This is a genomic window from Bradyrhizobium sp. GW821-FHT13H05 (assembly GCF_058804065.1).
In genome coordinates this window covers 311,158-334,005 of the sequence record NZ_JBXAPO010000001.1, presented here as the reverse complement: position 1 = coordinate 334,005, position 22,848 = coordinate 311,158, and the positions used below count along the sequence as shown (strand labels likewise).

Below are 22,848 nucleotides of genomic sequence, written 5' to 3'. Positions count from 1 at the left end.
GGCGAGGAGGATCAGGCATGACGGCAATCAACAGACGGCAGGCATTCGCGCTCGGGGGTGGCTTCGTCGCGCTGACCTTGATGCCGATGACAGCGGGCGCCGAGGTGACGAATGACGCGGCGAAGTGGATCGAGAAATTCGCGGGCGGCAAGGAGCCGGCCAAGGGCAAGATCTCACTCGATTTGCCCGAGATCGCGGAGAACGGCAACACCGTGCCGCTGTCGATCAGCGTCGACAGTCCGATGACCGCGGAGTCCTATGTCAAGGAGGTCATGATCATTGCCGACGGTAACCCGAATGCGGGGGTGGCCACGCTGTCCTTTACGCCGCTATCGGGCAAGGCAGAAGCCTCGATCCGGATCCGGCTCGCGGGCACCCAGAACGTGATTGCAATCGCGAAGATGAGCGATGGCGCGCTGTTCACGGAGCAGAAGACCGTGAAGGTGACAATCGGCGGCTGCGGCGGCTAGGGGCAAGGAGAAGAACGATGGCAGATAAACCGCGTATCAAGCTTCCGAAGGAAGCGACCAAGGGCGAGGTCATCCAGATCAAGACCTTGGTCTCGCATGTGATGGAATCGGGGCAGCGCAAGGACGCGCAGGGCAAGACCATTCCGCGCAAGATCATCAACGCGTTCGCCTGCGAGTTCAACGGCAAGCCGGTCTTTGCATGCGCGTTGGAGCCCGCGATATCGGCCAATCCCTACATCCAGTTCGATGCGAAGGTGGACGAGGCCGGAACGTTCAAGTTCTTGTGGACCGACGACGACGGCACGGTGATCACGGCTGAAGAGAAGATCGTGCTCAAGGCGTGAGGCGCGTGGAGCTTCGAGGGAGGGTACCGATGCTGCCACGCTCTATTCGGCTCGCCACAGCGGTCGTCGCTTTCGCGTCGGTCGCGGGCGCGGTCTCGGCCCAGGAGGCCGAGCGCAAGGGTATCCCGGCGCCGCCCGGACACGTCTTCAAGACCATCATCTCTGGCTACGAGTTCCGCAGCAAGGAGACGCGCGCGCTGCAGGACGACGACCTCGAAAATCCCGGCTTCCTCGCCGTGGAGCGCGCCGCCGACGTCTGGAAGAAGGTCGAAGGCAGCGAGGGCAAGTCCTGCATGAGCTGTCACGGCGAGGCCGAGACGAGCATGAAGGGCGTCGGCGCCGCCATGCCGAAATGGGACGACAAATTGAAGAAGCCGGTCAATCTCGAGCAGCGTATCAACATCTGCCGGAGCGAACACATGAAGGCTGAGCCCTGGGAATTCAAATCTCAGGAACTGACCGACATGACGACCTTCGTGCGCTACCAGTCGCACGGCATGCCGGTGACGGTGAGGACGGACGGACCGATGTCGCCATGGTTCGAACGCGGCAAGAAGATCTACTACACACGCTACGGCCAGCTCGATCTTGCGTGCGAATCCTGCCACGAGCGCAACAACGGCAAATTCATGCGGGCCGATTTGCTGAGTCAGGGCCAATCCAACGGTTTTCCCACCTACCGGCTGCGCGACCAGCGCCTGGTGCCTCTGCATGAGCGCTTCGAGGGCTGCATGTTCGACGTGCGTGCGACGCCGTTCAAGCCGCTGTCGGACGAGTTTACCGCGCTCGAGCTCTATGTGGCCTGGCGCGGCATCGGGCTGCCGGTCGAAACGCCCTCGGTGCGCAATTGAACGATGAGCCTGCAGGACCCTGACGCATGATTTCTCGCCGTGAGTTCATTCAGGTTGCTGCCGCAGCCGCCACCCTTGCAGCCGGCGCGGGCGGAAGCCTGACCCGAGCGTTTGCCCAGCAGCGCCTGACCGAGAAGGAGTTGCTGGCGTTCGAACCGCTCGGCAACGTCACGCTGGTGCATGTGACCGACATTCACGGTCAGCTCGTGCCGCTCTATTTCCGCGAGCCCTCGACCAATCTCGGTGTGGGCGGGGCGAAGGGGCTTCCTCCGCATGTCACCGGCAAGGAGTTTCTCGCCCGCTTCGGCATCGCGCCCGGCTCGTCGGCGGCATACGCGCTGACGTCGGAGAATTTCGAGGCGCTGGCGAAGACCTATGGCCGGATCGGCGGCCTTGATCGGGCCGCGACCGTGATCAAGGCGATCCGTGCCGAACGCGGCGACAAGGTCGCGCTGCTCGACGGTGGCGACACCTGGCAGGGCTCGTGGTCATCGTTGAAGACGCGCGGTCAGGACATGATCGATTGCATGGCCTTGCTCAAGCCGGATGCGATGACCGGGCATTGGGAATTCACCTACGGTACCGAGCGCGTCAAACAGGCGATCGAGAGCCTCGCTTTTCCGTTCCTCGGCCTCAATATTCGCGACACCGAATGGAACGAAGCCGCCTTCGATGCCGCGACGGTGATCGAGCGTGGAGGCGTCAAAATCGCGGTGCTGGGTCAGGCCTTTCCCTATACGCCGGTTGCCAATCCGCGCTGGATGATCCCGAACTGGTCCTTCGGCGTGCGCGAGGAGGACGTCCAGGCGCAGGTCGACAAGGCGCGCAAGGGCGGCGCGCAGCTCGTCGTGCTACTCTCGCACAACGGCTTCGATGTCGATCGTAAGCTCGCAAGCCGCGTCAAGGGCATCGACGTCATTTTGACAGGGCACACCCACGACGCGCTGCCCGAAGCTGTCAAGGTTGGCAAGACCCTGCTGATCGCGTCGGGCTCGTCGGGTAAATTTGTGTCGCGGCTCGATCTCGACGTCCGCGATGGCGAGGTCAAGGCCTACAGCTACAAGCTCATTCCGCTGTTCTCCGACGTGATCACCGCAGATGCCGAGATGGCTGCGAAGATCGCCGAGGTGCGCAAGCCGTTCGCGGCGGACCTTGCCAAGGTGCTCGGCAGGACCGAATCGCTGCTCTACCGGCGCGGCAACTTCAACGGCACGTTCGACGACCTGATCTGCCAGGCGTTGTTGCAGGAGCGCGATGCCGAGATCGCGCTGTCGCCGGGCTTCCGATGGGGCGCCAGCGTGCTGCCGGGACAGGACATCACGTTCGAGGACGTCACGAATGCGACGGCCATCACCTATCCGGCGGTCTATCGGATGGGGATGACGGGGGCGCGCCTGAAAGAGATCATCGAGGACGTCGCCGACAATCTCTTCAACGTCGATCCCTACTATCAGCAGGGCGGCGATATGGTGCGGATCGGTGGGCTTTCCTACGCAATTGATGTCGCAAGGCCGCAAGGTCAGCGCATCTCCGATATGCGGCTGGTCAAGACTGGCGCGCCGGTCGAGCCGTCCAGAGAATATCAGGTCGCTGGCTGGGCCAGCGTCAACGAGGCCACCGAAGGCCCTCCGATCTGGGAGGTCGTCGCAAATTATCTGACGCGACACAAAACGGTTCGTCTTGAACCCAACCGAGCAGTCAAAGTGACCGGAGCGTGAGATCGATGTCGAAGATCGATAGTCCAAGGCACTCCCGACGCAGCTTCCTTGCCGCCGGTGCCGGCGTTGCAGCCTCGATGCTCGCACGACCTGCCAGCGCCGGCGGAAATCCGGCCAACCAGCCGCCCAACGTGCCGGAATGGACGAGGGCGCTCGGCGAGGGAGTTGCCGTGCGTCCATACGGCAAGCCGTCCAAATTCGAAAAGGACGTCATCCGACGCGACGTCGAGTGGCTGACGGCATCGCGTGAATCGTCCGTCAGCTTCACTCCGCTGCACGAGCTCGAGGGCATCATCACGCCCAACGGCCTCTGCTTCGAGCGGCATCACGGCGGCATCGCCGAGGTCGATCCCGCCGACCACCGTCTGATGATCCATGGGCTGGTGGAACGTCCGCTGATCCTGACGCTCGACGAGTTGAAGCGTTATCCACGCGTCAACCGCATCCACTTCATGGAATGCGCGGCGAATTCCGGCATGGAATGGCGCGGCGCCCAGCTCAATGGCTGCCAGTTCACCCATGGCATGATCCATTGCGTGCAGTACACCGGCGTCTCGCTGCGCACGCTGCTGGAGGAAGCTGGCCTCAAGAGCAACGGCAAATGGCTCTTGGTCGAAGGCGCGGATGCCGCTGCGATGGATCGCAGCCTGCCGATCGAGAAGGCGCTCGACGATTGCATCATCGCCTACAAAATGAATGGCGAGGCACTTTATCCCGAGCAGGGCTATCCGATGCGCCTCGTCGTACCGGGCTGGCAGGGCAATCTCTGGGTCAAGTGGCTGCGCCGCATCAAGGTCGGCGACCAGCCATGGCACACCCGGGAAGAAACGTCGAAATATACGGATCTGATGCCCAACGGCAAGGCGCGCCGCTTCACCTGGGCGATGGACGCCAAGTCGGTCATCACCAGCCCGAGCCCGCAGGCGCCGATCAAGCACGGCAAAGGCTTCACCGTCATTTCCGGCTTGGCCTGGAGCGGCAACGGCAAGGTCAAGCGCGTGGATGTCTCGCTCGACGGCGGGCGCAATTGGTGGCCTGCGCGGCTCGACGGTCCCGTCCTCAACAAGGCGCTGACGCGCTTCTATTACGAATTCGATTGGAACGGTGAGCCTCTGCTGCTGCAGTCGCGTGTGCAGGACGAGACCGGCTACGTGCAGCCGAGCAAGGCGGAGCTGCGCAAAATACGCGGCGTCAACTCCATCTATCACAACAATGGCATCCAGAGCTGGCATGTCCAGGTCAATGGTGAGGTCGAGAATGTCGAAGTCGCCTAAGTTCATTTCGGCGGCGCTACTCGTTTGTGCGATGAGCGTGCCGGCGACCGCGCAACAGAAGTCGGACGTCAAATCCGGCCCGCGCTATCAGATCGGACGTACGCCGACTGCGGAGGAGATCCGCGGCTGGGATATTGATGTGCGTCCGGACGGACAGGGGCTGCCGACAGGAAAGGGTACGGTGGCGCAGGGCGAGAAACTGTTCATGGACAATTGTTCATCCTGCCATGGCGAGTTCGGCGAAGGCAACGGCCGCTGGCCGGTGCTTGCCGGTGGCAAGGGATCGTTGACGAGCGACAACCCGGTCAAGACGGTCGGGTCCTACTGGCCCTATGCATCGACCGTGTTCGACTACGTCCGTCACGCCATGCCCTATGGCAATGCGGAGTCGCTCTCGGTCGACGAAGACTACGCGTTGGTCGCTTACGTTCTCTACTTGAACGACGTCATCACTGACCAGAACTTCGAACTGAACAACAAGAACCTTGCCACGATCAAGATGCCGAACGAGCAGGGATTCGTGATGGACGATCGTGCCACGACCGAGAAATCGTTCTGGCAGAAGGACCCCTGCATGAAGGATTGCATCGCGCCGGTGAAGATCACCGCGCGCGCCGCCGTCATCGACGTGACGCCCGAGGATACCAAGAACGGGAAGTCGCGGGGCGTGGAATGAGCCGCGGTGGGGCGAGTCGCCGCGCCCTGTTTCGCGCTCTCGCCGCCGGTTTCGTCTTGGCGAGCTGTGGCATGTCGGTCCATGCTGCCGAGCAGCACCGGCTCGCACTGCAGATCAGCGACCAAGATCCTGCGAAAATGCGGGCCGTTCTTGACATTGCTGCGAACGTCTCGCGCCACTATTCGGGACAGGGCGAGGAGGTCGAGATCGTCGTGATCGCGTTCAATGGCGGCCTCGACATGCTGCTCGAAGACCGTTCGCCGGTAAGAGAGCGCCTGGCGAACTTCCTGAGGTCGATGCCAAATGTGAGCTTCATCGCCTGCGGCAATAGTCTGGAGACGCTCGCGGCGAAGGAGGGCAGGACCCCGCCGCTGCTGGAGGGCGTCAGCGTCACCCAGGTCGGCGTTGCAGCCCTGATGGGTCTTGCGGAAAAGAACTGGACGATCGTCCGTCCTTAGGGAGATCGCCGTCGATGCGTTGGTTGGTGGGACTGGTGACCTTGCTTGCTCTCGGCTCAGCAGCCGGTGCCGCCGAGCAGGAGCTGGAATTGTCGGTCGGTGGCCGCGTAACTCTCGCGACCCTGCGCACACCGGCATTGATCAGGCCGGATACGCCGCTGGTCGTGATGACCCATGGCACACTTGCGCACAAGGACATGGAGACGATCCAGGGCCTGGCGAAGGCATTGGAGCAGCGCGGCATCGCCTCGCTCGCCCACACGCTGTCACTCGGGTTGGACCGCCGCAAGGGCATGTATGACTGTGCCGCGCGGCATGACTATGTCGCGGACGATACGGTTGCGGAAATCGGCGCCTGGGTGGCCCGCGCACAGAATATGTCAAGCCGGGTCTATGCTCTCGGCCACTCGCGGGGCGGTAACCAGCTCGCGCGCTATCTGGCACACGAACCTGCGCCAGTCTTGGCCGCGCTGCTGCTGGCGCCGGCGACGGCCGGAGGGGAGGCGGGCCAGCGGGCGTCCTATGCCCAGAGTTACGGGAAGGCGCTTGAGCCGTTCCTGGAGCAGGCCACGAAAGCCGTCGCGGTGGGGCGTGGCCGAGAGTGGATGGACGTGCCCGGCTTCGCCTATTGCCGCAACGCCGTGGTGACGGCGCGAGCCTTTGCGTCCTTCTGTGGCCCCGACCCCGGTCAGGATACCACCGCACTCGTTGCGCAATCGAAGCTGCCTGTGCTCGTGCTGGCGGCGACCAAGGATTCGGTGGTGCCCGACGTGACGGCTTCATTCGCAAAGCTTGCCGAATCGAGCAGCGGCAGGGTGCAGCTTGAGAAGATCGAGGACGCCGACCATTTCTTCCGCGACCTATTCGCGGAAGATGCGGCCGATCGCATCGCTGAGTTCATCAAACAGAGATATTGAGAAGGGGGCATCATGCGACGTCGATCCATGCTTCGTGCGAGTCTTGCTGGACTACTTGGTGCTTTTGCGTTGGGTAGGGCGGCCAAGGCGAGCGACGTCGTCGCGCGGCAGCGCGTCGTGTATCATCTGGCAGATGTCGAACGCGTCGTCTTCGTTCTGGGCAATCTCCAGAACCACGTTGATGGCGTCGGCGGACCCGGCAAGGCGGACATTAGGCTGGTCGTTCACGGACCGGCGCTACGCGCCTTTCATGCCCTCGCTGCCGAAGATCACACCGTCTCCATGATGCAGAAGCTGGTTGGGGACGGTGTCGGATTCGATGCCTGTGCCAACACCATGAAGGCGCAAGGCGTGAAGCTGGAGGATCTTACGCCGGGTTTCGTGGTAGCCGAGAGGGGGGGAGTGGTTCGGCTCGCCGAACTGCAACAGCAGGGATACGCCTATCTGCGTCCCTGAGCGCGTGAGCCGTTTCGACCCAGCGCGTTGCGTGACGAGTGGGCCTTGATTTGGCTCATATGGCGAAACCACGAAATCGGTAGATTCCCGGTTTCGAGACAGAGCTGAGGCGGCGGTGGTTACAGCAGTCATCGATCTACTGGCTGAGGACTGGCTATCGTGGCTCGGTGGTCTGCTCGTGGGCGGCTTGTTCGGCTTCTTTGCCCAGCGCAGCCGTTTTTGTTTGCGCGCCGCCGCCGTCGAATTCGTCCGCGGGCAGGGCGGGCCGCGTCTTGCGGTCTGGCTGTTGAGCTTCGCAGCGGCTCTGGTGGGCACACAGGCCCTCGTCGCTTTCGGCCGGCTCGACGTCTCCGAAGCGCGTCAGCTCGCACAGCAGGGCAGCATCTCCGGTGCCCTGGCCGGCGGGGTGATGTTCGGCTGTGGCATGATCCTGGCGCGCGGTTGCGCCAGCCGGCTTCTGGTGCTGTCGGCTAACGGCAATCTGAGGGCGCTGCTGTCCGGCCTGGTGTTTGCGGTAACAGCGCAGGCCTCCTATCGCGGCCTGCTGTCCCCCGCGCGCGAATGGTGGACCAATTTGTGGCTGGTGGATGGCGGTCCATCGCGCGACTTCATCGCTGTGTTCGGTGGCGGTACGCCCGAAAAGCTCGGATTCGGTGCGATGTGGCTGATTGCGGGTCTCGCCTTCGCCGTTCGGTGCAAGTTGTCGCGCCGCATGATCCTCTCCGCCCTCGCAGCCGGCACGGCGGTCGTTGCCGGCTGGCTCTTCACCTACCAGCTTGCGCAGGCCTCGTTCGCGCCGGTAATGCTGAAAAGTCTCACCTTCAGCGGCCCGTCAGCGGAGCTGCTGATGCTGGTGCTGAACAGCTCGCGACCGCGGCCCGATTTCGATCTCGGCATCATCCCGGGCGTTTTCCTCGGCTCGTTCATCGCTGCGGCAATGGCGCACGAACTGCGGCTCGAAGGATTCTCAGACGGTCTCGGCATGCGGCGCTATCTGTTTGGCGCGGTGCTGATGGGATTCGGCGCGATGCTGGCTGGCGGCTGCGCGGTCGGCGCCGGCGTAACCGGCGCCTCGGTGTTCGCGCTCACCGCCTGGCTCGTGCTCGGCGGGATGTGGCTCGGAGCTGGATTGACCGATCTGCTCGTCGATCGCGCGGGCGCGTCGACTGCGCATCAGGCGGCTAAATCTACTGCGACGAGCGCGTGATCCATCCGCGCGAATGCATGCCGAGGCTGCGGACGAGGTCTTGGCGTTGCCGTACCAGCCGCCGGCATGGCCGGCGCGACCATCCGCACATGACCCCTGCAGGCGCACAGCACGCCTCGATCGAATGTGTTGTTGCGAAAGTGCGGCGCGACGCTGGCACCGGACAAAAAAACGGCGGGCAAGACCGGCCAAAGAGACCGTGGTGCGGCACGGAACGAAAACATCTTTTAATATTCGAATGTAAGAATATACTGATGGCGATGTTTGGTTGGCCAAGACACATGGGTCTCATGGCGTTCCGAGTCCGATGACGCACGATTACGAGTTCGTTCGAATCCCGATGACAACTCAATGAGTCGCTCAACATAGGAGACGATAGTATGAAGCGGGTTTTGGTCGCCATCGTGTTGGCAGCCTCGTCTACGAGTGCTGCGCGTGCACAGGATGTCACCGCGGGAGCTGCCGCCTTCAGGAAATGCGCGAGCTGCCACGATGTGGGCTTGACGGCGAAGAATAAGGTTGGGCCGATCCTCAACGGCCTCGACGGCCGCAAGTCGGGATCGGTCGCCGGCTATAACTATTCGGAAGCGAATAAGAACTCCGGCATCACCTGGAACGAGGAAAGTTTTCTCGACTACATCAAGGATCCTAAGGCGAAAATACCGAACACGAAGATGACGTTTGCCGGCCTCAAGAATGAGGCGGAGGCAAAGAATCTGTGGGCCTTTCTCCAGCAGCACGACGCTGACGGTAAGACCAAGTGAGCGGGGGCGCTCTTGTCAGCGTGACGAGGCGGCATATCCCCGTATGACCCGTACGACTACGGGTGCACCCCTCTCTCGGCGGCCCGATTGCCTGGACTTCACATTGACTTAATGCCTGTTCGAATAAGGTGTCGAATTGCCTTCAGGGGGATTCGTAATGAGCCGCGTTCTGGGCTATTTCAAATTGCAAACCCGGGTTACGGCGGCCTTGGCGCTTTCCGCGACCGGTACGGCGTTGCTGGTGCTGGTCGGAGTTCTGTGGGTCATCGCCGACATTGTCGATCGGGCGGACGAGCGCGAATTGCGTTCGCATTACGATGCGCTGCAATCACAACTCGTGCAAGAAGCAAATCGCGCCGCGGCCATGAGCGCGGTCGTGGCCGCGATCCCGCAAGTAGGGGACGCGATGGCGCACGGTGACCGCGAGACGCTGAAGAGCATGTTCGTTGCCGGATTCTCCGGGCTCAAGGCCTCGTACAACGTCGAACAATTCCAGTTCCACACATCTCCGGCGACATCGTTTCTCCGGGTTCATCAGCCTGAGAAGTTCGGCGACGACCTTTCCTCCTTCCGAAGGACCGTGGTGGAGGCCAATGGCAAGAACGTCACGATCGTCGGTCTGGAAGGCGGTTTGGCCGGATTGGGCATCCGCGGTGTGGTGCCGCTGAAGTCGGCCGATCGTCATGTCGGGTCGATCGAATTTGGTCTGTCTTTCGGGCAGCAGTTCTTCGAACAGTTCAAGAAGGCCCGCGGGGTGGATATTGCGTTTCACCTAGCCAACAAAGAGAGCTTCGGTACCTTTGGCTCCACGCTCGGCGGCAAGACCTTCTTCGACGCGGCCGGCTATCGCGGGGCCGCCGACGGAAAATTTGCGATGCATAAAGGCGATCTTGCGGGCGTTCCGGTTGCGGCGCTGGTTGGTCCGATCCTGGATTTTTCAGGACAGTCAATCGGAGCGGTCGAGATCGTCATGGACAATTCCCTCTATGTCGGGCTCGTGAGGCGTGCGCAGGGCCTCGCTGTTGCCACCGCGGTGGCGGCGACGCTGATTGCGTGTATCGTTGGATGGTTGCTCGGACGAGGTATTTCCCGACCGATCCTGACCATAACGAGCGCCATGCGGCGACTCGCAGATGGACACCACGACATCGAGATTCCCAATCGCGCACGTCGCGATGAGGTCGGTCAGATGGCGCACGCGGTCGAGGTCTTCAAGAGCAACGCGATTCGGGTCGCCGGGCTCAGGGCCGAGCAGGAGCGAGCAAAGCAGGAAGCCGAGCAGGAGAGAAGGGCAACCTTCGCGCGGCTCGCCGATCGATTCGAGGCAAGTGTACAGAGTGTTGCGACGGTCGTTACCACGTCGGCGCGGGAAATGAAGCTAACGGCACAATCGATGTCGGCGACCGCAGCGCGAGCGAAGCAGCAATCGCATGCGGTGGCTTCCGCTTCGGAGGAGACTTCTGCAAGCGTCCAGACCGTCGCCGCGGCAGCCGAGGAGCTTTCCTCGTCGATCGCCGAGATTACCCGTCAAGTTAATCATTCATCCGCCATCATCGATCGAGCGGCTGATGAGCGGGAGCGCACGCGCGTTACAGTCGAAGGCCTTGCGGCGGCGGCTCAAAAGATCGGTGAGGTCATAGAACTCATTAACGGCATCGCAAGCCAGACCAACCTGCTGGCGCTGAACGCGACGATCGAAGCGGCGCGTGCCGGCGAGATGGGCAGAGGCTTCGCGGTCGTTGCAAGTGAGGTGAAGACGCTTGCCAGTCAGACCGCCAAGGCGACGGAAGAGATTGGCAGTCAGATCACCGTGATACAGAAGGAGACGGCGCTCGCGGTCGAGGCGATCCAGTCCATCTCGCGCACCATTACCGAAGTGAGCAACATCTCGACATCAATTGGCCAGGCCGTGACGGAGCAGGGTGTTGCCACCAAGGAGATTGCGCAGAGTGTCCAAGTCGCAGCCTCCGGCACAGATCAGGTGACCCGCGATATCGCGAGTGTGAGCTCGTCCGTCGCCGATGCCGGTACGTCAGCCGACGACGTCTTGACCGTGGCGGACCGGGTAGCAACGCAATCGAGCATTTTGCGCGATGAGGTTCAGCAATTCCTGACCTCCATCAGGGCGGCATGATGGCGCGCGATAGCGCAACCATGCAATGAATGCCATCGATAATGCCGTGCGTGACGATTGAAACCGCCGCGCCGGCCGCCGCCGTGATATCCGCGAGACGGTCCGGCGTGATTGCAGGGATCGCGCTGTCCTCGCGTGAGTGAAGAAGAGTTCAAGCGCTCGACGAAATCAAGAGCAGTGAAGACGCGCGGGCCTGCTTGAGGGACGATTTCTCCAGCGACGCCCCTGGTCAAGGCAGCCCAGGACATCCCGGATTGAAGATGGGTTGTGGTTCACGTCTTTTCCGAGTCGGATTCCCACGGAGCTCAATCGGTTCAGTCGACGCCGTCGACGAGCAATCGCGCAGTCGCGGACCACGCTATTCGCTGTAGGGGTCCTGAAGTTGGGGAAGCCGCTGCTCCCGAGCTTTGCCCGCGCACGACCGCTGCGATATGCGCCTCGGCGAAGGTTGATCGCGGTCAACTCGCGAACCAACGCAAACTCGCCGTCTTTGCCTCCATCAGCGGCGCATATGACTCTAGCGGAGTTGGTGACTAAGTCACATACAGGAGGTCGCCGCTACGCTAGACCCTGTTGTACCAGGCACGAAGCGCTCTTGGAGCGGGCAACATCGCTGGCTTGCCTGCCCTTGGAGGAGGCATGACGAAGCTCTGTCGTCATGTTCGCACCATCTCGCCTGCGCCCATCTCAGCATTCCTGAAGAGAGGAGTTTGCAGCCATGTCCTATCCGATTGATACGGCGATCGTCCCAAAGGTCGCGGCCTTTTTCGATCCGGACACGAGCACCATCAGCTACGTCGTGACAGATCCAGAATCGTCGTCATGCGCGGTCATCGATCCTGTGCTCGACATCGACTACGCCGCAGGCCGCATCGGCTACAAGTCGGCCAATGCCATCATCGACCATATCCGCCTGAATCAGCTCACGGTCGAGTGGCTGATCGAAACTCATGTGCACGCCGACCATCTGTCGGCCGCGCCCTATATTCAGACGAATCTGGGCGGAAGGCTCGGCATCGGTGAACACATCACCACCGTTCAAGAGACGTTCGGAAAGGTGTTCAACGAAGGTACCCAGTTCCGTCGTGACGGCAGCCAGTTCGATCGTCTCTTCAAGGACGGGGATACGTATCAGATCGGGGCGATGACCGCGTTTGTCTTGCATACCCCGGGACATACGCCGGCGTGTACGACCCACGTGATCGGCGATGCAGCCTTCGTCGGCGACACGCTGTTCATGCCGGACGGCGGAACGGCGCGCGCAGACTTTCCGGGCGGCGACGCCCGCCTTTTGTACCGCTCCATTCGCAAGCTGCTCGATACGCTCCCCGGCGAAATGCGTCTCTTCATGTGCCACGACTACGGCCCTAACGGGCGCGAGATCAGGTGGGAGACCAGTGTCGGCGAGGAGCGCGCGTGCAACATCCACGTGCGCGACGGCTTCACCGAAGAGTCGTTCGTGGCCATGCGCGAATCCCGTGACAGGACGCTCGCGATGCCGCGGCTGATCGTCCCGTCGCTTCAGGTCAACATGCGTGCCGGGCAATTGCCTGAGCCGGATGACAGCGGAAAGACGTTTCTGAAAGTGCCGGTCAATGCGCTTTGAAGCGCAGCGATGCGCGCGGGAAGTGACGGATGGAGAAAGCCATGGACGTCAAGAATGTTACGGACGAGTTGAGCGTCGCGGCGCAGATCTTGCCGCACGACGTCGCGGCCCTGAAGGCGGCCGGGTTCCGCTCCATCATCTGCAATCGTCCTGATGGTGAAGCAGCCGATCAACCGTTAGCACGGGAAATCGAAGCGTCGGCGTCCGCTAGCGGTCTGGATTTCGTTCATCTGCCGGTTGCCTCGGGCAAGATGGCGGATGAAGACGCCGTCAAGTTCGAAAAGCTCTTGAAGAGCCTGCCAAAGCCGATCCTGGCCTATTGTCGCACAGGCACGCGATCGGTGTCGTTGTGGTGCCTCGCGAGTGCGAACACGCAGCCCCTTCCCACGCTGCTCGCGGCCAGCAAGGCCGCCGGCTACGACATGTCCGGAATCGTGCGCAGAATAGCCAACGGCGGACGTACGCCGACGCATCTGCCCGACGCGAGCCACGACATCGTGATTGTCGGTGCCGGCGCCGCCGGCATCGCATGCGCCTCAAGTCTCCTGGCGCGAAAGGCCGATCTGGATATCGCTGTCATTGATCCCGCCGATATCCACTACTATCAACCGGGCTGGACGATGGTTGGCGCGGGCATCTTCGATGCGGCCGTCACGGCCCATACCATGGCGTCGGTAATACCGTCAGGGGTAACCTGGATCAAGGCGGCGGTGACCGCGTTCGAGCCCGCCGAGAACGCGGTCATCCTCGAGGGCTGCAGGGTCGTCAGGTACAGGCGGCTCGTCGTGTGCCCGGGCCTGAAACTCGATTGGCAGAAAGTCTCCGGCCTGGTCGAGACGCTCGGTCGCAATGGCGTGACCTCGAACTACCGGTTCGATCTTGCTCCCTATACCTGGCAATTGGTGCGGTCGCTGAAAACGGGGCGTGCAGTCTTCTCGCAGCCTCCGATGCCGATCAAATGCGCCGGGGCTCCCCAGAAGGCAATGTATCTGTCTGCGGATCATTGGTATCGCAACGATCGTCTGCGCGACATCGACGTCGAATTCTACAATGCCGGGGCCGTCCTGTTCGGCGTCGCAGATTACGTGCCGGCATTGATGAACTACGTGAAGAGATACGATGCCGGACTGAACTTCCATCACAACCTGCTTGCAGTCGATGGCCCAGGAAGAAAGGCCTATTTCACGAAGTCGCCGCCCGGCGAGGCGCCCAGGACGGTCGAAGTCGAGTTCGACATGCTTCACGTCACGCCGCCGCAATGCGCTCCGGATTTCATCCGCGTCAGTCCGCTCGCCGATGCCGGTGGATGGGTCGATGTCGACCATGGAACCTTGCGGCACAAGACCTTCGCCAACGTCTGGTCGCTCGGCGATGTCTGTTCGGCCCCGAACGCCAAGACGGCCGCTGCGGCGCGCAAGCAGGCGCCGATCGTGGCGGAAAACGTCTGCGTCGACATGGGAGTTCGAACCAAACAGGCGATCTATGATGGCTACGGATCCTGTCCGCTTACGGTCGAGCGGGGCAAGATCGTTCTGGCCGAGTTCGGCTATGGCGGAAAGCTGCTGCCAAGTTTCCCTTCGTTCCTGCTGAACGGCATGAAACCGACGAGGCGGGCGTGGTGGCTGAAGGAGCGAATCCTGCCGCCGATCTACTGGCATGCAATGCTCAAAGGAAAGGAGTGGATGGCCACTCCTCGCGTCCGGTAGGCGGCTCATGGTGCTCCAAGACACGCTTGCGGTCGGTTCGGGAGCGCTCGTCGGTTTCGTACTCGGGTTGATCGGCGGAGGCGGATCGATCCTTGCCGTGCCGCTGCTGGTGTACGTCGTGGGCGTGCGCTCGGCACATGTCGCGATCGGGACAAGCGCGGTCGCGGTCGCACTCAGCGCACTGTCGAGCCTCGCCGGCCACGCGCGGGCGGGCAATGTGCGGTGGCCGTGTGCGGTCGTCTTTGCAGCCTGTGGCGTGGCCGGCGCGAGCCTTGGCTCCACGATCGGGAAATCCGTCGACGGTCAGCGGCTCCTGACGCTTTTCGGCATCTTGATGATCGTGATTGCGTTGCTCATGTTCAGGAAGCCGAAGGCCACGGTGATAGAATTCGCGCCACTTTCGACGAAAAATGCCTCAAACCTTGCGCCGCGGCTAATGGCCTTTGGAACCGGCACCGGTCTGCTCGCTGGGTTCTTCGGCATCGGCGGCGGTTTCCTGGTCGTTCCTGGGCTGATGGCCGGCGCGAGAATGCCGCTTCTGGCCGCGATCGGCTCGTCTCTCGTCTCAGTGTCAGCCTTCGGATTCACCACCGCATTCAACTATGCCCTTTCCGGCTTCATCGATTGGAGACTCGTGCTCCTGTTCGTCATCGGCGGCGTGGCCGGAAGCCTGATCGGGGGCCGGATCGCCGGCCGCCTGGCGGGCCACAAGCGAACCCTCTCCCTCGTGTTTGCAACGATCGTGGCGAGCGTTGGCGTTTACGTGACGGCGCGCGGCATTCTTGGTTGAGGAGATCGTTTCCCACATGACAGCAATTGACTTGGCGCGTCTCCAATTCGCATTCGTGGTTTCGTTCCACATCATCTTTCCCGCCGTCACAATCGGCCTTGCGAGCTATCTTTCTGTTCTCGAGGCATTTTGGCTCCGCACGGGACGCAACGTCTATCTTGCGACGTTCAACTATTGGCTGAAGATATTCGCGACCGTGTTCGGAATGGGCGTCGTCTCCGGCATCGTCATGAGCTATCAGTTTGGCACGAACTGGAGCGTCTTCTCGGACAAGACCGGGCCCGTGCTGGGCCCGCTGATGGGCTACGAGGTGCTCTCGGCGTTCTTTCTCGAGGCCGGCTTCCTCGGCGTCATGTTGTTTGGTCTCAATCGCGTGGGGCCCCGTCTGCACTTCTTCGCAACGCTCATGGTCGCGATCGGCACGCTGTTCTCGGCGTTTTGGATCCTGTCGGCGAATAGTTGGATGCAGACGCCGGCCGGCTTCATCGTCAACGCGAATGGTCAGTTCGTTCCGGACAATTGGTGGAAGGTCATTTTCAATCCGTCATTTCCCTATCGCCTGGTTCATATGGTCCTGGCCGCCTATCTCACGACGGCCTTCGTCGTGGGCGGTGTCGGCGCGTTTCATCTGCTGCGGAACGACAAGAACCGCCCCGCCAGGCTGATGTTCTCGATGGCCATGTGGGTGGCCGCGATCGTGACGCCATTGCAGATCGTCGCCGGCGACCTGCACGGGTTGAACACGCTCGAGCACCAGCCGGCCAAGATCGCCGCGATGGAGGGGCACTATGAGACGCGCTCCGGCGCGCCCCTGTTGCTGTTCGGCTGGCCGGACAACGAACTCGGCCTGACCCGCAATGCAATCGAGCTTCCTAATCTTGGAAGCCTGATTCTGACGCACGATTGGAACGGCACGATCCTGGGCTTGAAGCACTGGCCCAAGTCGGAATGGCCAAATGCACCGCTGATCTTCTGGAGCTTTCGCGTGATGGTCGGGCTCGGCTTGGCGATGCTGGGAGTGGGGCTCTGGAGTCTGATGGCGCGCTGGCGAACGGGTCTTTCCAGGGCGCGGTGGCTGCAACGTGCGGCGGTGGCAATGGCTCCCTCGGGATTTGTCGCCGTTCTCGCAGGCTGGATCACCACCGAGGCCGGACGGCAGCCCTACACGGTCTATCGGCTCCTAAGGACCACCGACAGCGCGTCGCCAATCGCGTCCTCAGCAGTCGGCGCTTCCCTAATCGCCTTCGTGGTCGTCTATTTCGCGGTGTTCGGGGCCGGAGTGTTCTATGTGCTCCGCCAAATGCACCTGCCGCCCGAGGATCGGGAAATGGCCCCGAGCCCCGCGGAACCGATCCATGCGGCCGGATTGATGCCCGGCGCGGCGCAATCGCTGGCCGAGGCAGCCTCAACGGGGAAGGGACGCCAATGACGCTCGACTTCCCGCTGATTTGGGGATTTCTGATCGCGTTCGCGATTCTCGCCTACGTCATTCTTGATGGGTTCGATCTCGGCGTCGGCATCCTTTTTCTGACGTTCGCGAGAGGCCGCGAGCGTGACGTCGTGATGAACTCCGTCGCGCCAGTCTGGGACGGTAACGAGACATGGCTTGTGCTGGGCGGAGGAGGACTATTCGCGGCGTTTCCGCTGGCCTATGCGCTTATTCTGCCGGCCTTGTATGCGCCCGTTCTGGCCATGCTGCTGGGTCTCGTGCTTCGCGGTGTCGCCTTCGAATTTCGCTGGAAGGCCGGACGAGGCAGAGTCCTTTGGGATTTTGCGTTCGCTGGCGGATCGCTGCTCGCAAGCTTCGCGCAGGGCATCATGCTCGGATCTCTGATCCAGGGAATTCGGGTCGCAAACCGCGAATACGCCGGAGGCTGGTCCGACTGGCTGTCGCCGTTCAGCCTGACGACCGGATTGGCCCTGAGCACCGGATATGCTCTGCTCGGTGCTTGCTGGCTTATCATGAAGACGGAAGGGCATGTTCAACGCAGAGCCTACGGCCTGTCATGGGTGCTGGCCCTCGCACTGCTGTTCTGCGTCGCGACCGTCTCATTGTGGACGCCGTTCATCAATCCGGCCTACCTCAGCCGGTGGATGAGCTTTCCCGCGCTGCTCTATGTGATCCCGGTGCCGATTCTGACGCTCGTCGTTGGCGGCGGTCTCCTTCTTGCCGTTCATGACCGGCGCGAGACGCAACCCTTCGTGCTTGCGCTGGTGCTGTTCGCTCTCTGCTACGCCGGTCTGGGCATCAGCATCTATCCAGCCATTGTGCCGCCCGATGTTACTCTTTGGCAGGCGGCGGCGCCGGAGAAGAGCCTTGCTTTCCTCCTTGTCGGTGCCGTCGTTCTTTTGCCGATCATCCTCGTCTATACGAGCTATTCGTATTGGGTATTCCGCGGAAAGACAGACGCGGAAGGCTATCATTGATGGCTGGCCGCCCGCTTCATGAGCGATTGCTTTGGTTCGTGATGTTGTGGGCGAGCGGTGTCCTCTGTGTCGTTGCTGTGGGACTTCTTGTCCATAGGATGATTCCGACCTGAGAGCAGGCGAGCAGCGATCCAATGTCGAGGGAGAACCCTTGGCACCTGGAAGGAGCCTGTCATGACGGCAATTGGGGCTCGTAGCGCGCATCCACAGTGTGTTTGCTGGAGCCTTCGGCAGATGGTCGATTCCATCAACCTTGTGATCACGATGACTTTGCCGGAGGTAAACGCCGGCGCCGAACGCCACCTGTCATTGGCCCTGCTGCGCGCGGCTTCGGCGCAGCGTTTCGGTCGGCGTCGTCGCAGAAATATCTCGAGCTCCCGGGCCCGGCCAGCAAACCCGTTGCTGGTTGGCTTGAGCCAGTGCCCCCGCAATTCGAACTGGCGACTCAAGCGTGCGGTCCGCCTATCGAGCTAGCGGCCCGCATTCTCTCCCGTCAACGTCTTGAGGAAGGCGACGAGAGCCGCCTTCTCCTCATTGTTGAGGCCGAGCGGCCGGACAATCTTGCTGCGTCCATCGAAGGCAATTCCGCCGGCATCGTAGAAATCGACGACTTCCTCGAGTGAAACGAGCGATCCGTCATGCATATAGGGATACGTGACTGCAACATCGCGCAGGCTCGGCGTCTTGTAGGCCCACTTGTCGTCGGTGTTTAGCGTCACCTCGAACCGCCCAAGGTCACTCTGCGGCCGGGCGCCAACGGACGCGATGTCGGCACGCTTGACTTTCGTGATCACGCCTGGCGCGAGCTCGACTTCGAGCATGCTCGAACCCCCGAGGTGGGTGGCGCGAAAGCCGATACCGGTTGCGTGGAACTCGAAATCCGTAAACAGCGCGAAGCGCTCGCCGATGGTATGGCAAAGGCCGCAGCGCGCCTTGCCAACGAAGAGGTCATAACCATGCCTTTCGACTGCCGTCAGCGCAGCGTCGTCGTTGCCGAATTTCCATCGGTCGAAGCGCGAATTGCCGGACAGGAGGGTGCGCTGGTACGCGGCGAGAACCTCACCCACCGACTGCATGTCGGCGCCGCGGTCTCCAAACGCCTCCTTGAACAAGGACGCGTAGTCGTCAAGCTCCAGGATGCGCTTGATTGCGTATCCAACCGACGGATTGGCCATCTCGGCAGGAGAGAGCAGGGGCGACCACGCCTGCGCCGGAAGATCGGGCTCTCGGCCGTCATGAAAGAGCTCCTTCTGATAGACCACGTTCAACAGACTCGGGGCATTGCGCCGAAGGCTCTGGCCCTGAAATCCGACCGCGGTGGCCGATTGCGTCGAGGCGAAGGCTTGCGCCGGAATGTGGCACATGGCGCAGGAAAGCGTGCTGTTGAACGACAGGCGCCGGTCAAAGAACAATTTCCGGCCAAGCGCCACCTTGAGCCTGTCGAGATGCTGAAGAGCCGGGGCCTGTGGAAGCCCCAGCGGCACTGCGATCTCCCAGCCGGCCCGGTCAAGACGGCCGCCATTGGCGGGCAAGAGCAATTGCGCGGCCGCGACAACGATCGGCGTGGCCCATACAAGGGCGAGAAAGCGGTTGCTCATGATCGCTGTCGCATATGGCGCATCTCAGCTCTTGCCGCGGTCCTCTTCAAGCAACAGAGTGCGGATATCGTTCAGGGTCACCTCGGGATCGATATAGCCCGTCGTGTAGATCTCGCGCACCCACCCCTTGGGGTCGATCAGATAGATCTTCAGCATGTGCAGGATATCGCCGGTGCGCTGGCCCGTCTCATCGACCTCATGCGCGATGGTAAGGCCCATGCCGGCCAAAATGGGGTTGAGGAAGCGCTCCGACCAGGTGGTCAGGAAAAACCACGGGGAGCGCGGCGTGCTCATGGCCTTATAGAAGGCAAGCAGCTCCGGCGTGTCTACCGACGGATCCAGACTCAGGAAGACCAGGCGTACGCGCCCGCGCAGGACAGGGTTCTTTTCAATTTCCTGATGGATCGCCTCGAAGGCGGACCAGGCCGCTGGGCAGCCCTGCGGATCGCGGCATGTACCGTAGAAGAACGAAAACAGCGTGACAGAGCCGGTCGTATAGAAGGAAAGTCGACGCGGCCTCCAGACGCTGTCTTCGATCACCCAGCCGGATGGCACCTCGGAAATGCGCTCAAGCCGGTAAGTTCCAGGCGCAGGAAAAAGAGCGGCCGTTGCGCCCTGTCCCGCCTCCGCCGCGCAGAGAAGAGCTGCGAGCATGAGGACGAGGGCGCAACCGGCCGCATGGCGGCACCGCGGCAAGGTCAAACGCATTTGGCCACCAATTTCGCTGGTGTTCGACTAGTCGAGCGCCGCCGCACTGGTCTTGCCCGAGAACTTCATATGATGCGCGCGGCCAAGCTTCAGTTCGTGGAAGTCGACGGTAAAGCGGTGAATAAGCTCACTTCCGTCCCAATCATACGCCTTGAGGAACTGTTCGTTATCAGGGCCCTTCTTGTCCCAGTTCGCTAGCAGCGAGGTCGTGAAGTAGACGCGCCTGCCGTCGTAACTCTGGGACACCATGTTGACCTGATTGCCGATCTTCTTGCTGTAGATCTCCTTTGGCGCGGTGGGGTTCGTCAGATCGAAGAGACGCGCCGTGCCATCCATGAAGGTATTGACCCAGAGACGCTTGGCGTCGGCGGAGATCGAGATGTCGACCGGCAGCGGCACCTTTGCGGGATCGCCTATCGTTGCCACGTCCTTCGCCTGCCACTCTCCCTTGTCGTTCTGACTGATGAGCCACAGCTTCGATGTGAGCGCCGTTGCGGTGATGGCCCAGTTGTCTTGCGGCTTGAGCGACCATCGGATCTCGAGCGGCGCGCCGGGCACCTCGAAGATCGTCTTGGGCCGCATGGCCTTGAGGTCCCACATGACCATGGTCTTGCCGAAGTTCTTCATAGCTGCCTGGTCGCTCACCAGGGTGCCGAGATCCATCATGTAGTTGGTCCAGCCGGTGAAGCTCGACGTCAGCAGGGCGTTCTTCGCCGGGTTGATGCCGATGTCATAGCCGTATCCGTCGCCGCCATCCGTGGTCGGCATTGGATAGGTGGCGACATACTCGCCGTCGTTGGAATAGGTGACGAGCGCCGTCACGCCATCATGCGTCTTGGCGTTCGACAACGCTTGGATCAGCATGCGCCCCGGTGTCGCATAGAATGTGTGAGGCCCGACAAAGCCGGTCCTGGCTACGAAATCCGAGACCGTCTTGATCAGCTTGGGCTTGGCCGGGTCGATAAGGTCGAAGATGAAGATCTTATTGTCATCAAGTCGTCCGGCCCAGAGATAGCGGCGATCATCCGTCAGCCCCATGTGATGGGCCTCGCCGCGCCCGCCGACACTCACCGCATGGATGACCTTGCCATATGTCGGCGACGTCGAGTCGACGCTGATGGTAACGAGCTTGTCCGATTCGTCGCCCATGCCGATCTCGCCCAGGGTCCAGACATGCAGATACTGTTCCTGGCCACGAACAAGCGCTGAGATAAACGGCGAATTGCAGGTCTCGTCGGCGCGCACGGCCGCCGCGCCAGTCGCTAACAAGAGGGCAAGTGCGCAGCCCCCCAACATCAAAGCGTTTCTCATTTGGTTTCCTCCGATTTTTTGTCGACTAGGGTTTTGCAGAGTGGCGTCTTGAATGCGCCGTTTGGGCTCTGCACCGTGACTGCGTTTGCGGGCGCCGACCCCACCTTGGATGGCAACAATCTCCAACTGTCGGTCATGTGATCCGATGGCTCATCCGGGCGGCCACGGATCGCGGCTCACGTCGTCCCGAATACCGTCGCGGGCACGGCTCAGATCGTGAAGCGAAGAACTGCGATCACACCAACGCTGCCCCAGACAAGCGTATTCAGAAACATCCGCAGGATCTGGCGGTTGTCGCTATGCTCGTTGAGGCCGACCGCATCGCAGATGAGGTTGCCGGGCAGCAGGAACAGCCACGTCATGCCGAGCCTCCCGACCTTGCCGCGTATTGGAAGCACTCCGCCCGCCGTGGCGGGAAGGCATGACGGCGTCGCGCAGCACAGCAAGTTGCGCCGGTGATCGCTCCGATCGGTCTTTCGATCTCGTGGACGTACCGGGCCATTTGCATCCTCCGAAACGAGGCGAACATCCTACGTCGCACAGAGCCGCGCGTATGTAACTTAGTCACCAAACCTCGAGGTGACGCGAGGCCAGCCTGTGCGTCGCTCTCAAGGCTGGTGGGCGAGGCGCAAGAGGGCGGCGCGATTTGCGACATCGATGGTGCCGCGGGATGTCTTGATCCAGCCGCGCCGCTGGAATTCGTTGATCTGACGGCTTATCACCTCGCGCGCGCTGCCAAGTTCGTTGGCAAGCTCTTGATGGGTTGCCGACACCTGACCGTTTGCCGATCCCAGCTCGATGAGCTTCTGTGCCAACCGCACGTCGATGCGAGAGAACGCCAGTTCTTCAATGACGCGAAACAGGTGAGAGATGCGGTGATTGAACCCGCTGAACACGAACTCGCGAAATTCACGGGACGTCGCAATCGTTTCATCGAAGACAGAGCGAGAGACCAAGAGAGCGCGAAGTTTTGTCTCGGCGATGCCCTCCGCCTGATGCTCCTCGTAGTCCATCAGAAAAGCAGTTGTGAGTGCGCAGCTTTCACCAGCCACGACCCGATAGAGCACGATCTCGCGGCCCTTCTCGGAGGTTTGCTGGACACGCAGAACGCCATCCAGCAACAGCACAAAATACTCCGGCGGCTGACCAGGACCGAAGATGCGGCTGCCTGCGGAAAATTCGACGGTCAGGCTCGAACTGAGCAGGCGTGAGGTCACCCTCGTTGGCAATTGGCGCAATCCCGGAAGACAAGCCAACGGATCGTGGGCAACCGACACGCCCCGCCGATCGCGACCAAGTGTTGTTACCATATTACCGTAACTGCCAGCGCTGGTCGTCATTCCGCCCTCGCTTTTCACTTTCATATATTATATAATGATGGACTGTAATATATTTCTTTGTATATTGATAGGGCGGGAGGCGCTGTCGGACGA

General features: G+C 61.6%; 22 protein-coding genes. 17 read left to right on the top strand and 5 right to left on the bottom strand.

The window, feature by feature from the left end; translation table 11 throughout:
* Nucleotides 1-17: 17 nt before the first annotated feature.
* The 17 genes from soxY (at nt 18) to cydB (ending at nt 17,798) form a co-directional block, all read left to right on the top strand.
* Nucleotides 18-470, top strand: coding sequence for a thiosulfate oxidation carrier protein SoxY (gene soxY / locus AC1RR3_RS01580; protein ID WP_492818655.1), 453 nt, complete (start codon nt 18-20; stop codon nt 468-470).
* A gap of 17 nt (nt 471-487) precedes the next feature.
* The gene (gene soxZ, locus AC1RR3_RS01575; RefSeq protein ID WP_492818653.1) at nt 488-814 is read left to right on the top strand and encodes a thiosulfate oxidation carrier complex protein SoxZ; all 327 of its coding nucleotides are present in this window, start codon (nt 488-490) and stop codon (nt 812-814) included.
* Between the two features lie 29 nt (nt 815-843).
* Entirely contained in the window at nt 844-1,665 is an 822-nt protein-coding gene (gene soxA / locus AC1RR3_RS01570) for a sulfur oxidation c-type cytochrome SoxA (protein WP_492818651.1), read from the top strand.
* 26 nt (nt 1,666-1,691) lie between these two features.
* Nucleotides 1,692-3,383 (top strand): thiosulfohydrolase SoxB, encoded by a 1,692-nt coding sequence (gene soxB, locus AC1RR3_RS01565; protein WP_492818649.1) that lies wholly within the window; start codon nt 1,692-1,694, stop codon nt 3,381-3,383.
* 5 nt (nt 3,384-3,388) lie between these two features.
* A complete protein-coding gene (gene soxC / locus AC1RR3_RS01560) occupies nt 3,389-4,657 on the top strand; it encodes a sulfite dehydrogenase (protein ID WP_492818647.1) in 1,269 nt (422 codons plus the stop codon).
* Nucleotides 4,641-5,333: a c-type cytochrome gene (locus AC1RR3_RS01555; RefSeq protein WP_492818645.1), complete on the top strand. Its 693-nt coding sequence runs from the start codon at nt 4,641-4,643 to the stop codon at nt 5,331-5,333. Before soxC ends, AC1RR3_RS01555 begins: the two co-directional genes overlap by 17 nt.
* Before the next feature lie 71 nt (nt 5,334-5,404).
* Nucleotides 5,405-5,791 carry a DsrE family protein gene (locus AC1RR3_RS01550; protein WP_492818643.1) on the top strand — a complete coding sequence of 129 codons (387 nt, stop codon included), beginning with the start codon at nt 5,405-5,407 and terminating at the stop codon, nt 5,789-5,791.
* Nucleotides 5,792-5,805: 14 nt separating this feature from the next.
* A complete protein-coding gene (locus AC1RR3_RS01545; protein WP_492818641.1) occupies nt 5,806-6,708 on the top strand; it encodes an alpha/beta hydrolase in 903 nt (300 codons plus the stop codon).
* Nucleotides 6,709-6,720: 12 nt separating this feature from the next.
* A complete protein-coding gene (locus AC1RR3_RS01540; RefSeq protein ID WP_492818639.1) occupies nt 6,721-7,164 on the top strand; it encodes a DsrE family protein in 444 nt (147 codons plus the stop codon).
* A gap of 115 nt (nt 7,165-7,279) precedes the next feature.
* Entirely contained in the window at nt 7,280-8,371 is a 1,092-nt protein-coding gene (locus AC1RR3_RS01535) for a YeeE/YedE family protein (protein WP_492818637.1), read from the top strand.
* A 380-nt stretch (nt 8,372-8,751) separates the two neighbouring features.
* Complete coding sequence (locus tag AC1RR3_RS01530) at nt 8,752-9,135, top strand: c-type cytochrome (protein WP_492818635.1); 384 nt, start codon at nt 8,752-8,754, stop codon at nt 9,133-9,135.
* A gap of 157 nt (nt 9,136-9,292) precedes the next feature.
* On the top strand, nt 9,293-11,269 hold the full coding sequence (locus AC1RR3_RS01525; RefSeq protein WP_492818633.1) for a methyl-accepting chemotaxis protein: 1,977 nt from the start codon (nt 9,293-9,295) through the stop codon (nt 11,267-11,269).
* Between the two features lie 718 nt (nt 11,270-11,987).
* Nucleotides 11,988-12,875 (top strand): MBL fold metallo-hydrolase, encoded by an 888-nt coding sequence (locus tag AC1RR3_RS01520; protein WP_492818631.1) that lies wholly within the window; start codon nt 11,988-11,990, stop codon nt 12,873-12,875.
* Between the two features lie 41 nt (nt 12,876-12,916).
* Nucleotides 12,917-14,581: a bifunctional protein tyrosine phosphatase family protein/NAD(P)/FAD-dependent oxidoreductase gene (locus AC1RR3_RS01515; protein WP_492818629.1), complete on the top strand. Its 1,665-nt coding sequence runs from the start codon at nt 12,917-12,919 to the stop codon at nt 14,579-14,581.
* A gap of 7 nt (nt 14,582-14,588) precedes the next feature.
* Nucleotides 14,589-15,371, top strand: a complete 783-nt coding sequence (locus AC1RR3_RS01510) for a sulfite exporter TauE/SafE family protein (RefSeq protein WP_492818627.1) — start codon at nt 14,589-14,591, stop codon at nt 15,369-15,371.
* 4 nt (nt 15,372-15,375) lie between these two features.
* Nucleotides 15,376-16,800: a cytochrome ubiquinol oxidase subunit I gene (locus tag AC1RR3_RS01505; RefSeq protein ID WP_492819768.1), complete on the top strand. Its 1,425-nt coding sequence runs from the start codon at nt 15,376-15,378 to the stop codon at nt 16,798-16,800.
* A complete protein-coding gene (gene cydB / locus AC1RR3_RS01500; protein WP_492818625.1) occupies nt 16,797-17,798 on the top strand; it encodes a cytochrome d ubiquinol oxidase subunit II in 1,002 nt (333 codons plus the stop codon). Before AC1RR3_RS01505 ends, cydB begins: the two co-directional genes overlap by 4 nt.
* Nucleotides 17,799-18,268: 470 nt before the next feature.
* Here the strand turns inward: cydB and AC1RR3_RS01495 are convergent, their stop codons facing one another.
* The 5 genes from AC1RR3_RS01495 to AC1RR3_RS01475 all read right to left on the bottom strand — a co-directional run bounded on the left by AC1RR3_RS01495 (nt 18,269) and on the right by AC1RR3_RS01475 (nt 22,692).
* The gene (locus AC1RR3_RS01495; RefSeq protein WP_492818623.1) at nt 18,269-19,396 is read right to left on the bottom strand and encodes a cytochrome-c peroxidase; all 1,128 of its coding nucleotides are present in this window, start codon (nt 19,394-19,396) and stop codon (nt 18,269-18,271) included.
* Nucleotides 19,397-19,420: 24 nt separating this feature from the next.
* Entirely contained in the window at nt 19,421-20,104 is a 684-nt protein-coding gene (locus AC1RR3_RS01490; RefSeq protein ID WP_492818621.1) for an SCO family protein, read from the bottom strand.
* Nucleotides 20,105-20,131: 27 nt separating this feature from the next.
* Nucleotides 20,132-21,415, bottom strand: a complete 1,284-nt coding sequence (mtoX, locus tag AC1RR3_RS01485) for a methanethiol oxidase (protein WP_492818619.1) — start codon at nt 21,413-21,415, stop codon at nt 20,132-20,134.
* 209 nt (nt 21,416-21,624) lie between these two features.
* A complete protein-coding gene (locus tag AC1RR3_RS01480; RefSeq protein WP_492818617.1) occupies nt 21,625-21,777 on the bottom strand; it encodes a hypothetical protein in 153 nt (50 codons plus the stop codon).
* A 246-nt stretch (nt 21,778-22,023) separates the two neighbouring features.
* On the bottom strand, nt 22,024-22,692 hold the full coding sequence (locus tag AC1RR3_RS01475; protein WP_492819766.1) for a Crp/Fnr family transcriptional regulator: 669 nt from the start codon (nt 22,690-22,692) through the stop codon (nt 22,024-22,026).
* Nucleotides 22,693-22,848: the final 156 nt, after the last annotated feature.